The sequence below is a fragment of the Halomonas sp. LES1 genome (genome assembly GCF_031846005.1).
GTDB lineage: Bacteria > Pseudomonadota > Gammaproteobacteria > Pseudomonadales > Halomonadaceae > Halomonas.
In genome coordinates, this window is the sequence record NZ_JAVRGC010000007.1 from 84,921 (window position 1) to 97,589 (window position 12,669).

Consider the following 12,669-nt stretch of genomic DNA (forward strand, 5'->3'; position numbering starts at 1 on the left):
GGGGGCTCCGTATCAGCGAGGGGGCGTCTGGTCAGGGTCCTGGGCGAGACGCTCGATCTCGGCGCGAAACTCATCGATATCCTGGAAACGGCGATAGACCGAGGCGAAGCGAATATAGGCCACCTGATCGAGACCGCGCAGCGCGGCCATGACCGCCTCGCCGATATCGCGCGCGTGGACCTCACGCTCGCCACGGGCGCGCAAGGTCTGGCGAATGCGCTGCACCGCGGCCTCGATCGCCTCGGCGCTTACCGGACGTTTCTCAAGCGCGCGCAGCATGCCGGCGCGCATCTTCTGCTCGTTGAAGGCTTCGCGGGAGCCATCGCCCTTGATCACCCGCGGCATGATCAGCTCGGCGGTCTCGTAGGTGGTAAAGCGTTCACCGCAGGCCACACACTGGCGACGCCGGCGCACCTGGTCCCCTTCGGCGACCAGCCGCGAATCGGTGACCTTGGTGTCGTGGGTGCCGCAGAAGGGACAGTGCATGACAGGGTTCCAGAACGAAGAAACGGGACTCGTCGCATTGTAGCGACTCGAGCCCCATTCGCACAGCAGTGCCGATCAGTGCCCCATGGTCTCGATACGCCGCACCGGTGCCTCGAGCTCCAGGGTGTGGCCATCATCGAAGGTCAGGCTGAGCGCCACCTCGTCACCCTCGTGGAGCGGTGCGGCCAGGTCGATCAGCATCAGGTGATAACCGCCCGGGGCCAGGCTGACACTCGCGTCGGCCGGTAACGGAACCGCCTCGACCCGGCGCATCTGCATCACGCCATCCACATCCACATGGTTGTGCAGTTCCGCCACCCGGGCGGCCGGTGTGCTCGCCGCCACCAGGGAGCGGTCGGTTTCCCCTTCATTGTGCAGCACCATGAAGGCGGCCGTGGTGGTGGAGACCGGCGGCACGGCGCGCACATGAACGCCTTCGACTCGCAGCGAATCGGCCAGTACCGCGGAGCTGACCAGTGAGGCAAGCAGCGTCACCATGGGGAGGCGCCATGACATCGGGGAGCGTGGCAGCATGCAGGATATTCCTTCTTCGGTGATGGAAACAGGGAGCAAGGCTCAGGCCAGCAAGCTTAGGCCAGGCCGAGGCGCCTGTTCACCCTTGCGACATAACGTCTCAGCGCCGGGCCGGTTAATGCAACGCTAATCACTGGCTGCCAAGCTCGGCCTCCGGCGACGTGAACGCCGCTGAACTCATTGGCAAGGAGCACTTCCCATGCAGGCATTGAACCAGAGTATCGCCGTGGGCCCCATGGGCTTCTCGATCGGCCAGCTGTTGATCATCCTGGCCTTCGGCGTCGCCTTGCTGGCCGGGGCGTTGATCGGCCGCCGCCATCGCACCCCCACCGCCGACACCCTCTTCAACCTGCTGCTGGTCGCCCTGGTCGGCGCCCGCCTGGTGTTCGTGGCGCGCTACTGGAATAGCTACGATGGCATCCTCTCGATGCTGGATATCCGCGATGGCGGCTTCGATGCCGTGGGCGGTCTGGTAGCGGGCCTGGGGTACGCCGCCTGGCGGCTATGGCGCTCTCCCCGCCAGCGCCGGCCACTGGGTGGCGCACTGCTGGCCGGCACACTCGCCTGGGGACTGACCGCAGGCCCCCTGCTGCTGATCGAGGAGCAGGGCCGTCCGCTCCCCGACACTCCCTTGACCACCCTCGCGGGCGATCCGACCGCTCTGCCAGAACTGGCGGAGCGCGAGGCCAAGCCGCTGGTGGTCAATCTCTGGGCCACCTGGTGCCCGCCATGCCGCCGCGAGATGCCGGTGTTCGAGCAGGCCCAGAACGAGATCAGCGACATTACCTTCGCCTTCGTTAACCAGGGCGAGAACGTGGCACTGGTGAACCGCTTCCTGGACGAGATGTCTCTGGATCTGGACAACGTGCTACTCGATGCTCAAACCACCCTGGGCGACGTCACCGGCGCCATGGCCATGCCCACCACCCTTTTCTACGACGCCGAGGGGCAACTGGTGAACACCCACTTCGGCGAGCTCTCCCACGCTACCCTGCGCCAAGGGCTGGAACGTCTGCGCTGATGCCCTGACGTCACCCCAGGCTGCTTAATCTTCACGACAACCGCACAAGGACCCTACCATGCGATATCTCCTCAGGATGCCTGCCTTCGCGGCGCTGACCCTGACCCTCACGCCCCTCGCTCTGGCCAATGATGATCCGAACCCCGCCGATTTGCCGGCCCCCGTGAAAGCCATCACCGACCAGGGGCTGACCATTCATAGCGAGTTCGAGGCGCCGGCCGGCCTGACCGGCTACGGCGCCAGCCACTCCCGCGGCGAGGTAGCCGTCTACCTGCTGCCGGGGGGCGAGCATGCCATTATCGGCACCCTGGTCGATGCCGAGGGCAACAACCTCTCCGAGCCCGCACTTGACACGCATGTGCGTGCCACGCAGTTCGCCGAGATCTGGCAGGATCTGGAAGCGAGCCACTGGATCGCCGATGGCAGCCCCGATGCCGGGCGTATCATCTACACCTTCACCGATCCCAACTGCCCCTACTGCCGCCAGTTCTGGCACGAGGCCCGCCCCTGGGTCGAGGCCGGCCAGGTACAGCTGCGCCATATCATGATTGGCGTTCTGGCCTCGGACAGCCCCGCCAAGGCCGCCGCCCTGCTGGGTGCCGAGGACCCCGCCGCCGCCCTTCATGCCCACAGCGGCGATGGCGACGAGATCGAAGCGGGCCCCCAGTCGCGCGAGGTCGAGGAGCAGGTCTACGCCAACAATCAGCTGTTCGACTCGCTGGGCTTCATGGCCACGCCCACCACGCTCTACCGCGATGGTGACCGTGTCGACCGCGTCGAGGGTGTGCCCAACCCCGAGCGCCTCGAGGAGGTCATGGGCGGCCCGGCGCCCTGAGCGGCCAGCGAAGCATCGCTGTCAGCACTACCTGCTCGCAAAAGCGCCCCGCTGCCTTCAGGGCAGCGGGGCGCTTCACTTCCGCCCGGCAGGAATCAGCCGTCGAGGGGGACGGGATTCTCGCCGAAGTCGGCATGATCCCCCAGACGCTTGCCGTCGACCTCCTGACCATAGAAGCCATGATGGTCATGGAAGATCTCGGCGGTCTCATCCAGCGTGTCGAGGGTGCGACGACGCGGGTCCTGGGGCCGCTCCTGGCTGTTGATGAAGGCCGCCACATCCCAGGCTTCCTGATCCGTCAGCGAGTAGGGCTTGCCCAGGGGCATGTTGGCCTTGATGAAGTTGGCCGCGGTATTCACTCGGTGCATGCCGGCCCCCCAGTTGTAGGCGCCATCGCCCCACAGCGGCGGGAAGACCTGGCGCTCGCCGACCTTCTGCCCCTGGCCCTCATCGCCGTGACAGACCGCACACTGCTGGGCATACACCTCGGCCCCCCGCTCGCGGTCGGCCCCCTGCTCGGTCTCCTCGAGCTTGGGATAACCGCGTCCCGGCAGCGACTCGTTGATCGGCGCCCCAGTGGCCATCCAGTGCAGGTAGGTCTGCATCGCGACCAGCGGCTCGCTGCCGTTCTCCGGCGGCTTGCCGTTCATGGAGTAGGTGAAGCAGCCCTGAATGCGTTCGGCGAGCGTATTGACCTTGTCGTTCTTGCCACGGTAGGCGGGATAGACGCCGAAGGAGGCCCACATCGGTGCCGAGTTGGCGAGCCGGCCGGCATCGAGGTGGCAGTTGGCGCAGTTCTGCTCGCTGAAGACATACTCTCCCCGCAGCGCCTGGGTGTTGAGGAAGAGATCACGCCCCTTGCGCACCATATCGCCGTACTGGTTGTCGGGGATGTCGCGCTCCAGGGGTGGCTGGAAGGTGACCTCCCCCGCCGGCGCCTCGGGCAACGGGATCTGGTAGTCACGCTGGACCTCATCATCCTGGGCCAGTGCGGTCAGGGGCAGGCCCAGCGCCGAGGTCAGGGTGCCGGCCATCAACAGGTGGAATCTACGCTGGCTCATTGACCGCTCTCCTCTTGTGCCGCATCGCCCTGCGCGGCGATACGCTCCGGCAGGGTGGCATAGTAGTCGGCTATCAGTTCGATCTGCTGTTCGTCAAGGCGCTCGGCGATCCCCACCATCAGATCGTTGGGGTCGTTATGACGCCTGCCATCGCGCCAGGCCTCGAGCTGGCTGACGATATACCCCGCATGCTGACCCGCCAGTGGCGGGAAGCTGGTACCCACCCCCTGACCATTGGGGCCATGGCACTGACTGCAGGCCGGAATCATCTTGTCCTCGGACCAGTCACCGCGCTCTGCCAGCCACTCGGCCTCGTCATTCGGGTCGGCGGCATGATAGGCCGTGGGAAGTTCCGGCCAGGGCTCGAGCTCGGCATAGTAGGCCGCCACGTCGGCGATCTGCTGGTCGTCGAGCATATTGGCGAACGGCAGCATGGTGGGCGCCCCGCGACGTCCCTCCTTGATATCGTGCAGCTGCTTGGCGATATACGCCGCCGGCAGCCCGGCCAGGCGCGGCCAGGACTCCCCCTTCGGCAAGTTCATGCCCATGCCATCGGCCTGGTGGCAGGCCACACAGGTTCCCGCCGCCGCCTTGCCTCGCTCGGCGTCCCCCTCGAGCGCCACGGCCTGGCTGGCAGCCAGCCCGGCACCCAGCAGCAGGCCGAGCCCACTCGCGATCCTCTTGCCGGTCATCGGTCTTCTCCTTGTCGTGTCATGCCCTCGCCGGGGCACTATTACTGGCCTGGACCGGAAGGGTCAGGCGCGCTTCCAGCCCACCCCGCGCGGGGCTGGTAAACTCCAGGCGACCACCGAAACGCTCGGCGATCGCCACCACGATGGTCAGGCCCAGGCCGCTGCCGTGCTGCTTGCTGGCACGCCAGAACCGCCTGACCATCTGCTTCATGACTTCCTCATCGACCCCGGGCCCCTGGTCGATCACCCTGAATGTCAGGTACGTACGGCTATCGCTCTCCACGCCGAGGGTCACTCGCGATGCCTCGCCGCCGTGGCGCAGGGCGTTATCGATCAGGTTGCGCAGCGCGGTCACGGCAAGCTCCCGCGGCAGCGCCAGCGGGGCCTGTGGCCACGCCTCGGGCAGCTCGAAGCGTGACGTCGCGGCACCGCTATCGCGCAGCGCCAGGGCCACCACCTCAGCGGGTCGACACAGGGTGCCGTCCTCGAAGGCCAGTCGCCCCTCCACCCGTGCCAGCATCAACAGCTGGTCGAGAATTCGTGCCAGACGCTCGACGCCCTCCTCAGCGTAGACGACGGCGTCGCGCGCGGCCCTGCCCTCCACCCGACTCGCCACCTGCAGATGGGTCTTGATGGCGGTGAGCGGCGTGCGCAGCTCGTGGGCCGCATCGTTGGTAAAGCGCTGTTCGCGCACGATGGTCTGCTGAACGCGAGCCAGCAGGCCGTTGAGGGTCTCCACCAGCGGACGCAACTCACCCGGTACCCCGTAGGTGGCTACCGGCGCCAGGGCATCCGGATGGCGCCGGGCCAGGGAATCACGCAGCCGTGCGATGGGCGAGAGTCCACGTACCACCCCCATCCATAGCGCCACCAGGCTGCCCAGCATGGCCACCACGAAGGGCACCGTGGCCACCTTGATGACATTGCCGAGCAGCATATCGCGCTCATCCATGCGATCGGCGGTGGTGATGGTCAGCCCGTTGCGCTCATAGGTAAAGACCCGCCAGGTCACGCCACCCTCTTCACGGTAGGCATGCCCGCCGGCCTCCCCCCTCGCCAGGATCGACCCCAGGTCGGTATGCGTCCGCGCCATGATCTCGCCGCGCGGCGAATGCACCTGACAGGCCAGTCCCTCGGTGGGCGGGATCGACAGTGCCCGTCGGTCGGCCTCGAGCCACACCTCCTGGGGCAGCTGGGCCATCAGCCCCGCGACCATGCGCGCCGACTGGGCGAGGCGCTGATCGAGGGTGGCCACGAACTGCTCCTCCAGATCACGCAGCAGCCAGGCGGCGGCCAGACCCCACAGCACCAGCAGGGTGACACCGAGGGTCACCAGCAGCCGCGTGCGCAGGCTCACGATCGCTCCTTTTCGGTTGACTCGTCGGCTGACTCGCCCAGTGGCGGCCCCAGCCGATACCCCAGCCCGCGCACCGTCTCGATCAGCCCGCTGCCGAGCTTGCGGCGCAGATGATGGATATGCACGTTGAGGGCGTTGCTCTCCACGTCCTCGCTCAAGCCATAGAGGCTATCCTTGAGCTGGTCGGCCGACAGCACGCTGCGCGGCGCATGCAGGAAGGCCTCGAGCAGCACCAGCTCACGGCGCGACAACGTTACCGGACGACCATCGAGGGTGACCTCCCGGGCCACCGGATCGAGACACAGGGCACCGTGCTCGATCAGCGGATGCGAACGCCCCGCCGCGCGACGCAGCAGCGCCTGCAGCCGCGCCACCAGCTCGTCGAGGTCGAAGGGCTTGACCAGATAGTCGTCGGCACCGCCCTGCAACCCCGCCACCCGGTCGCTGACCGCATCGCGGGCGGTCAGCACCAGCACCGGGGTGGTCACCCCGCCATCGCGCCACTCCATCAGCAGGTTCAGGCCATCGCCGTCGGGCAACCCGCGGTCGAGGATCACCACATCGCTGGCGACACTCGCCAGGGCGCGACGCGCCTCGGTGATGGAGGTCACGTGATCGACGACATAGTCGTACACCGCAAGCCCCGCGCGAATGCCCGACGCCACCAGGGCGTCATCCTCGATCAGCAGTACGTGCATGGCGTAAGGCTCCTCTGGTTGTGCGTCATCTTGTCACCGGGTCATTAAGCCAGCGTTAATGGCTATCGTGAGTTAAACCACTCCCGGCGAGCCATTGGTCGTAGACAGCAACTCCCCCGCAGGCCGATCCTGAGGGGGAGCTCTTGATACAGCACAAACTCAACTGGGCGCAGGCATCGACCTGGCCAGGAACCAGCCCGCCACCATCGCCACCAGCATGGCGACCAGCGGTGCCGTCAGCCCGGCGACGGAGGCGATGGCCGGCCCCGGGCAGTAGCCGGAGAGCCCCCAGCCGATGCCGAACAGCGCCGAGCCGCCGATCAGGCGGGCATCCAGGTCCTGGCGGGTGGGCAGCTGGAAGCGCTCGGCAAACAACGGGTTAGCGCGCTTGAAGACCAGACGGTAGCCGATAAAGTTGGTGACCACGGCGCCGCCGAGCACGAACATCAGCGTCGGGTCCCAGGCGCCGGCGATATCCAGAAAGCCCAGCACCCGGGCCGGATCGGTCATGCCGGAGACGGCAAGCCCCAGGCCGAACAGCAGCCCGGCGATATAGCCCATCAGCGTTTTCATGCGCCACCTCCGACCACGTGTCGCACCATGAACACGGTGACGATCGCCGCCACCAGGAAGGTGATGGTAGCCACCATCGAGCGCACCGAGAGCCGCGCCAGGCCGCAGACCCCATGGCCACTGGTGCAGCCGCTGCCAAGGCCGGTACCCAGGCCCACCAGCAGTCCGGCCAGCAGCATCAGCGCCACGCCGCCGGCTGGCTCGCCGATCACCCGACCGGTGACGTCGACGGCATCACCCGCCACGTTGCCCAGGCCACCGCCGAGCAGCATCACCACGATGGGGCCACTGATCATGCCCAGCAGGAAGGTCAGCCGCCAGGCGCTGTCACCCTTGGGTCGCGCCGTGATCAAGGTGCCAACAATGCCGCTGATGCCCGCGATGCGACCCAGGGTCGCCATCAACCAGGTCGCGGAGAGGCCGATCAGCACGCCGCCGGCCAGCCCTTGCAGGGATGAGCTCCAGTCCACTCTTCTCTCCTTTGATGCACCCGGGGGTGCATTGTTAAAGAAACATTTGGGAAATTGCTGCTAGAGCAGCGTGTTTGCCTGCAGCTCGGTATAGCGCCGCGACAGGCTGATATCGCTCTCGCCACGCAGCTCGCACCAGGCATCATAGGTGCTTAGAAACACCTCGCCGGTCATCTCGCGGCAGAAGTCGGTATGCTGCAGTCGATCTATCACCGGGCCTTTCACCTCGGCCAGATGGAGGCACACGCCGGAGTCCCTGAGACGCGCATTGATCGCTTCCAGGCTCTCCAGTGCCGAGGCGTCGATGACATTGACCGCCTGGCAGGCCAGCACGATATGCTCGAGGCCAGGCTGACGAGCCGCCAGCGCCATCACGGTGTCCTCCAGATAGCGCGCATTGGCGAAGTAGAGGCTCTCGTCGACCCGCAGGATCGACATGCACTCGTCGGTCTCCACCGCATGGCGCTGAACGTTGCGAAAGTGCTCGGTGCCCGGTACTCGCCCCACCACGGCACTGTGCGGCCGACTGGTGCGATAGAGGTGCAGCGCCAGCGACAGCCCCACCCCGACCATGATCCCACTCTCCACGCCATCTCCCAGGGTCACCGCGATGGTGGCCAGCATGGCGGCGACGTCACCGCGGGAATACGCCCAGGTGCGCTTGATCGCGGCGATGTCGACCAGCGACAGCACCGCCACGATGATGGTGGCCGCCAGCGTGGCGATCGGCAGATAGGCGATCAGTGGGGTAAGAAATAGTGCCGCCACACCGATGCCCACCGCGGTAAAGGCCCCGGCGGCCGGGGTCTCGGCCCCGGCATCGAAGTTCACCACCGAACGTGAGAAACCCCCGGTCACCGGCATGCCACCGGTCAGTGAAGCGGCGATATTCGAGGTTCCCAGCCCCACCAGTTCCTGGTCCGGGTCGATGCGCTGGCGCCTCTTGGCGGCAAGCGTCTGGCCCACCGACACCGATTCCACGAACCCGACGATGCTGATCAGCAGTGCCGCCACGAACAGCTCGCTCCACAGGCCACTGTCGAAGCCGGGCAGGGTCAGCGGCGGCAGTCCCGCGGGTACCTCGCCAACCAGCGCCACTCCGTGCCGATCCAGACTCAGCCCCCAGCTGGCCAGAGTCGTCACGGCCACCGCCAGGATCGGCGCCGCTCTGGTCAGCATGTCCGCCGGGCGCGCCGGTACCCCAAGCCGACACAGGGCGGGCTTGAGCCGGCGCCGCGCGGCTTGCAGAAAGGCCAGCACCGAAAGGCCGATCACCAGGGTCGGCAGGTTGACGCTGCCCAGCTGGCTACCCAGTTCTACCACCAGCGCCAGCAGGTTATGGCCGCTCGCCTCGACGCCCAATAGATGCTTGAGCTGGCTGGCGGCGATGACCAGCCCCGAGGCGGTGATAAACCCCGAGATCACCGGGTGGCTGAGGAAGTTGGCCAGAAAACCCAGCCGAGCCACCCCCATCACGGTCAGGATCACCCCGGTCAACAGTGCCAGCGCCAGGGCTGCACCGAGATACTCCGGCGTGCCCTGAGGCGCCACCTGCCCTATCGCCGCGGCGGTCATCAGCGATACCACCGCCACCGGCCCCACCGCCAGAGTACGACTGGTGCCGAACACCGCATAGACCACCAGCGGCGCGATGCTGGCGTAGAGCCCCACCTCGGGGGGCAGACCCGCCAGCATGGCATAGGCCAGCGATTGGGGGATCAGCATGATGGTGACGATCGCCGCCGCCAGCAGGTCGCTGGCCAAGGTACTGCGCCCGTAGTCGGGCAGCCACTGCAGGATCGGCAGATAACGTTTCGGATTCACGCGGCTTGCCTCAGCACTCGCTGGTTGGAGCGTGTCGTTAGAGACTGAAGTTAGAACGTATTGATCGGCACCTTGAGGTAGACCTGGCCATTGTCCTCGGCGGGGGGCATCTGCCCGGCCCGCATGTTCACCTGCACCGAGGGGATGATCAGTTTCGGCATGCCCAGGGTGGCATCGCGCTCGGTGCGCATCTTGACGAACGCCTCCTCGCTGACTCCCTCGTGAACGTGCACGTTGTGGGCGCGCTGCTCGGCCACGCTGGTCTGGTGCTGGAACTCCTCGCGCTCAGGTGCCTTGTAGTCGTGGCACAGGAAGAGTCGCGTCTCGTCGGGCAGCGCCAGCACCTTCTGTATGGAGCGATAGAGCGTCCGGGCATCACCGCCGGGGAAGTCGCAGCGTGCGGTGCCGTAGTCGGGCATGAAGAGGGTGTCGCCGACGAAGGCGGCGTCGCCGATCACATAGGTCAAGCAGGCCGGCGTATGGCCCGGGGTGTGCAGCACCCGCCCCTCGAGGTTGCCGATGACAAAGGTGTCTTCCTCCTCGAAGAGCCGGTCGAACTGGCTGCCGTCCCGGGCGAACTCGGTGCCGGCATTGAAGGCCTTGCCGAAGACATCCTGCACCAGGGTGATATTGGCGCCGATGCCGGTCAGCCCGCCCAGTTGTTCATGCAGATAGGGTGCGGCGGAGAGGTGGTCGGCATGCACGTGAGTCTCGAGGACCCACTCCACCTCCAGGGCGTTGTCACGCACGAAGGCGATGATCTCGTCGGCGGAGCGCACGTCGGTGCGCCCGGCGGCATAGTCGAAGTCGAGCACCGAGTCGAGAATTGCGCAAGACTTGCTGTCGGGATCCTGCACCACATAACTGAAAGTATTGGTGGGCTCGTCGAAGAAGTGGGTCACGACTGGCTTGGACATGGGATACAACCTCCGTGGGATGTCGCGTGCCGCTGTACCGCCAGCATAGCCAAAAACACGTTCTAAGCATAGCTCGTTTAGCTATATATCACCCACGCCGTGAGACACCACGAAACGACACGGGCTCCGAAAGTGCGGGGCCCGTGAGCGGTGAACGGTAGATTTACTCCCAGGCAGCACCCTCCAGGGCATCCAGCGGGATCTTGAGGTAGCGCTTGCCGTTGGCCTCGGGCTCCGGCAGGCGTCCCCCCAGGGTGTTTATCTGAAGGGAGGGGAGAATCAGCTTGGGCATGGGCAGCTCGAGGATCGCCTGGATGGAGCGCCAGAGCTGACGAGCGTCGCCGCCGGGGAAATCGGCCCGGGCGGTGCCGAAATCCGGCTGGAAGAGGGTATCGTGAACGAAGGCGGCATCGCCCACCACATAGGTGATCGACGCCAGGGTGTGCCCCGGCGAGAACATCACCCGCGCCTCCAGTTCACCAATGGAGAAGGTGTCGCCCTCGGCGAAGAGGCGGTCCCACTGGGAGCCATCGGCGGGGAAGTCTGGCCAGTGATAGATCTCCTTCCACAACTTCTGAACCTCTACCACCTTCTCGCCGATGGCGGTGGGGGAGCCAGTCTTCTCCCGGAGGTAACGGGCCGCGGAGAAGTGGTCGGCGTGAGGATGGGTATCCAGGACCCACTCGACCTCGAATCCCTTCTCCTTCACATAGTCGAGCAGTTCGTCGGCGTGATGAGTTGCCGTGGCCCCGGAGTTCTCGTCGAAGTCGTACACCGGGTCGATGATGGCACACTTGCCGGTAGCGGGATCACTGATCACATACTGGATGGAGGAGGTGCGCGAGTCGTAGAAACCGGCCACCTCGGGGCTGCCGGTGCCGGTGCTGGGCGAGAGGGCAAAGGTCTTCATGGGTACCTCCGTTAGCGTGCCGGATGGATCGTCCACCAGTGACGTTGCATGAAATAAACTTAGCACGAAATGGACTATACGGCGATTGTGTCACTCCACAACGGCAATCGCCTACCCCCCGAGGCATACCTGGGCGCCCGTGGCCTCGCGGTTACGGGTGCCCCCCTGGTCGCCGGCCCAGACCGGCGACCGCGACTCCTGCGACTTGCAGGCATTCCCCCAGCAGCCGGTAGACCGAGTAGGTGCACCGGCTGGCCATAGCAGTGGGAGACGCGTTGGGACAGTGTCTGTTCGGCAGCGTCAAGCTTATAGAGTGGTTCCAACAGCGGTCTGGCGTTGCGCTTGCGCCACTTGTGTTCCCTCTCGATATCCTTGGCCATCACGAAGGCCGCATCTGCAGCAGGATCTCGAGCAGGTAGCAGGAGCCGGTGACCTACTTCACCGCGCCCAGGAGCGTCAGGGGCGACATGGGCATGCCTCCTTTTCGCCATGGATTACCATTGCCATGGCTTCCTTTCCCTTCAGCACAATAGATTCACGCCTGCACGCTGCCTATCCACAACAGTGGATTCGCCCAAAGGGTATTCGCGAGGCGACTATTGCCAATAAAACGACAATCTTCTTGCCTAGCCCTGCCGGCAGTTTTAATCTAGCAACACACGTAAATTACCGTGCTTCAAACATGACCATTGAGAGCCACTACAGGATATCGACACCCCCTCATCTCGTGCTGGTCATGGGTGTCTCGGGGTCGGGAAAGTCTTTCATCGGCCGGCTACTCGCCGAGAGGATGTCGGCCGACTTCATCGATGCCGATGACCACCACAGCCCCACCAGTATCGCCAAGATGTCGCGGGGTGAGCCCCTCACCGACGGAGACCGTGAAGGGTGGCTGGCGACGCTGGCCGACTTCTACCGCGAGCACCGCCGCCAGGGACGCTCGCTGGTCATCGGCTGCTCCGCACTCAAGCGTCGCTATCGCGACACCCTGCGTAGCGGTGCGCCGGAGTTGAAGATTCTTTACCTGGACGGCAGCCGCGAGCTTCTGCTGACACGACTGCATACCCGGCAGGGTCACTTCTTCCAGGGTGACCATATGCTGGATAGCCAGCTTCAGACCCTGGAACCTCCGGGAGACGACGAGGCCTTGTGCCTCGATATTGTCCTGCCACCCCTGGAAATTGTAGAGAGATTCACCCAACATCTAAGCGCCTTATAGCTCCCCCCCCTTCCCTTTCCGAAACCTTATACAAGGAAAAGGAGGAGGCTTAGGCCTCCCCCTTTTTCCTCT

At 65.5% G+C, this 12,669-nt stretch carries 14 protein-coding genes; 3 read left to right on the forward strand and 11 right to left on the reverse strand.

The genetic code is table 11. From position 1 onward, the window contains the following. Window positions 1-12: 12 nt before the first annotated feature. Both nrdR and RM463_RS14300 read right to left on the reverse strand, forming a co-directional pair. The gene (gene nrdR, locus RM463_RS14295) at window positions 13-486 is read right to left on the reverse strand and encodes a transcriptional regulator NrdR (RefSeq protein WP_195688040.1); all 474 of its coding nucleotides are present in this window, start codon (window positions 484-486) and stop codon (window positions 13-15) included. A gap of 75 nt (window positions 487-561) precedes the next feature. Further along, window positions 562-1,020: a copper chaperone PCu(A)C gene (locus RM463_RS14300; RefSeq protein WP_311430367.1), complete on the reverse strand. Its 459-nt coding sequence runs from the start codon at window positions 1,018-1,020 to the stop codon at window positions 562-564. Between the two features lie 199 nt (window positions 1,021-1,219). Between RM463_RS14300 and RM463_RS14305 the strand changes: the two genes are divergently transcribed. Both RM463_RS14305 and dsbG read left to right on the forward strand, forming a co-directional pair. Continuing rightward, window positions 1,220-2,041 carry a TlpA disulfide reductase family protein gene (locus tag RM463_RS14305; protein WP_195688041.1) on the forward strand — a complete coding sequence of 274 codons (822 nt, stop codon included), beginning with the start codon at window positions 1,220-1,222 and terminating at the stop codon, window positions 2,039-2,041. Window positions 2,042-2,099: 58 nt separating this feature from the next. Beyond that, window positions 2,100-2,876: a thiol:disulfide interchange protein DsbG gene (gene dsbG, locus RM463_RS14310; RefSeq protein WP_311430368.1), complete on the forward strand. Its 777-nt coding sequence runs from the start codon at window positions 2,100-2,102 to the stop codon at window positions 2,874-2,876. A 95-nt stretch (window positions 2,877-2,971) separates the two neighbouring features. Here dsbG and RM463_RS14315 read toward each other — a convergent pair whose 3' ends face one another. The 9 genes from RM463_RS14315 to RM463_RS14355 all read right to left on the reverse strand — a co-directional run bounded on the left by RM463_RS14315 (window position 2,972) and on the right by RM463_RS14355 (window position 11,378). Beyond that, a complete protein-coding gene (locus tag RM463_RS14315) occupies window positions 2,972-3,937 on the reverse strand; it encodes a c-type cytochrome (RefSeq protein WP_311430369.1) in 966 nt (321 codons plus the stop codon). Then, entirely contained in the window at window positions 3,934-4,629 is a 696-nt protein-coding gene (locus tag RM463_RS14320) for a cytochrome c (RefSeq protein WP_195688043.1), read from the reverse strand. The genes RM463_RS14315 and RM463_RS14320 overlap by 4 nt, the downstream gene beginning before the upstream one ends. A 19-nt stretch (window positions 4,630-4,648) precedes the next feature. Continuing rightward, window positions 4,649-5,986, reverse strand: coding sequence for an ATP-binding protein (locus tag RM463_RS14325; protein ID WP_311430370.1), 1,338 nt, complete (start codon window positions 5,984-5,986; stop codon window positions 4,649-4,651). Beyond that, window positions 5,983-6,684, reverse strand: coding sequence for a response regulator transcription factor (locus RM463_RS14330; protein WP_311430371.1), 702 nt, complete (start codon window positions 6,682-6,684; stop codon window positions 5,983-5,985). The genes RM463_RS14325 and RM463_RS14330 overlap by 4 nt, the downstream gene beginning before the upstream one ends. 159 nt (window positions 6,685-6,843) lie before the next feature. Then, window positions 6,844-7,257, reverse strand: a complete 414-nt coding sequence (locus RM463_RS14335) for a DUF6691 family protein (protein ID WP_311430372.1) — start codon at window positions 7,255-7,257, stop codon at window positions 6,844-6,846. Then, window positions 7,254-7,727, reverse strand: coding sequence for a YeeE/YedE family protein (locus RM463_RS14340; protein ID WP_195688047.1), 474 nt, complete (start codon window positions 7,725-7,727; stop codon window positions 7,254-7,256). Before RM463_RS14340 ends, RM463_RS14335 begins: the two co-directional genes overlap by 4 nt. Window positions 7,728-7,787: 60 nt before the next feature. Further along, complete coding sequence (locus tag RM463_RS14345) at window positions 7,788-9,551, reverse strand: sulfate permease (protein ID WP_311430373.1); 1,764 nt, start codon at window positions 9,549-9,551, stop codon at window positions 7,788-7,790. Window positions 9,552-9,601: 50 nt separating this feature from the next. Next, window positions 9,602-10,468 carry an MBL fold metallo-hydrolase gene (locus RM463_RS14350; protein WP_311430374.1) on the reverse strand — a complete coding sequence of 289 codons (867 nt, stop codon included), beginning with the start codon at window positions 10,466-10,468 and terminating at the stop codon, window positions 9,602-9,604. Between the two features lie 163 nt (window positions 10,469-10,631). After that, a complete protein-coding gene (locus tag RM463_RS14355; protein WP_311430375.1) occupies window positions 10,632-11,378 on the reverse strand; it encodes an MBL fold metallo-hydrolase in 747 nt (248 codons plus the stop codon). 682 nt (window positions 11,379-12,060) lie between these two features. On the opposite strand from RM463_RS14355, the gene RM463_RS14360 reads away from it, so the two are divergent. Then, entirely contained in the window at window positions 12,061-12,597 is a 537-nt protein-coding gene (locus tag RM463_RS14360) for a gluconokinase (RefSeq protein WP_311430376.1), read from the forward strand. Window positions 12,598-12,669: the final 72 nt, after the last annotated feature.

Excerpts from the sequence above, each read along its gene's own strand:
- nrdR (WP_195688040.1), bottom strand. The coding sequence starts at position 486 with ATGCACTGTCCCTTCTGCGGCACCCACGACACCAAGGTCACCGATTCG.
- RM463_RS14300 (WP_311430367.1), bottom strand. The coding sequence starts at position 1,020 with ATGCTGCCACGCTCCCCGATGTCATGGCGCCTCCCCATGGTGACGCTG.
- RM463_RS14305 (WP_195688041.1), top strand. The coding sequence starts at position 1,220 with ATGCAGGCATTGAACCAGAGTATCGCCGTGGGCCCCATGGGCTTCTCG.
- dsbG (WP_311430368.1), top strand. The coding sequence starts at position 2,100 with ATGCGATATCTCCTCAGGATGCCTGCCTTCGCGGCGCTGACCCTGACC.
- RM463_RS14315 (WP_311430369.1), bottom strand. The coding sequence starts at position 3,937 with ATGAGCCAGCGTAGATTCCACCTGTTGATGGCCGGCACCCTGACCTCG.
- RM463_RS14320 (WP_195688043.1), bottom strand. The coding sequence starts at position 4,629 with ATGACCGGCAAGAGGATCGCGAGTGGGCTCGGCCTGCTGCTGGGTGCC.
- RM463_RS14330 (WP_311430371.1), bottom strand. The coding sequence starts at position 6,684 with ATGCACGTACTGCTGATCGAGGATGACGCCCTGGTGGCGTCGGGCATT.
- RM463_RS14335 (WP_311430372.1), bottom strand. The coding sequence starts at position 7,257 with ATGAAAACGCTGATGGGCTATATCGCCGGGCTGCTGTTCGGCCTGGGG.
- RM463_RS14350 (WP_311430374.1), bottom strand. The coding sequence starts at position 10,468 with ATGTCCAAGCCAGTCGTGACCCACTTCTTCGACGAGCCCACCAATACT.
- RM463_RS14355 (WP_311430375.1), bottom strand. The coding sequence starts at position 11,378 with ATGAAGACCTTTGCCCTCTCGCCCAGCACCGGCACCGGCAGCCCCGAG.
- RM463_RS14360 (WP_311430376.1), top strand. The coding sequence starts at position 12,061 with ATGACCATTGAGAGCCACTACAGGATATCGACACCCCCTCATCTCGTG.